General features: G+C 41.1%; 1 protein-coding gene. It reads right to left on the reverse strand.

What is annotated here, in order from left to right; all coding sequences use genetic code 11:
* Positions 1–464, reverse strand: a 464-nt coding sequence (locus tag ACTXGO_RS16310; RefSeq protein WP_443575263.1) for a helix-turn-helix domain-containing protein, incomplete at its 3' end; no start/stop codon positions are given.
* Positions 465–506 lie beyond the last annotated feature (42 nt).

Consider the following 506-nt stretch of genomic DNA (forward strand, 5'->3'; position numbering starts at 1 on the left):
AGCCGTGCATCGAGCTTTTTTAGATAAGCATTCTCCGCACGCAAATACTCATTCTCACGCTTGAGCTCTGCTAAGGTCTTTTCGTTATCAGGTTTGTCTGTGATAGGAGATGCCATAGTACTACCTTTATATTTGGATGTGAGTCCAGACATACCGTAGAGGCGGTAGGCTTTATGCCAGTGGCTAATAAGTGCAGGTGAGCTGATAGTAAACCTAAGGGCAGTTTCAGATTGACTTAGTCCTTCTGCTAACATTACAGCGAGCACTTTATACTTAAACTCACTATTGTATTTAGTTTTACTGGTCTTAGGTTTAATGGCGTCTATACCGCCATGTTGATATTGTTCAATCCATTTGCTGACAAACCTTGGATTTACAGAAAACTTTTCACCTGTCGCACTGCTACTATGTCCTTGTTTGTAGTATGCAATGACTTTGATCTTAAAGTCTAGATCGTAACGCATAAAATAACCCCCATAAGTGGTGTCCAACTTATGGGGGTCAGT

The sequence above is a fragment of the Psychrobacter sp. T6-1 genome, assembly GCF_052258445.1.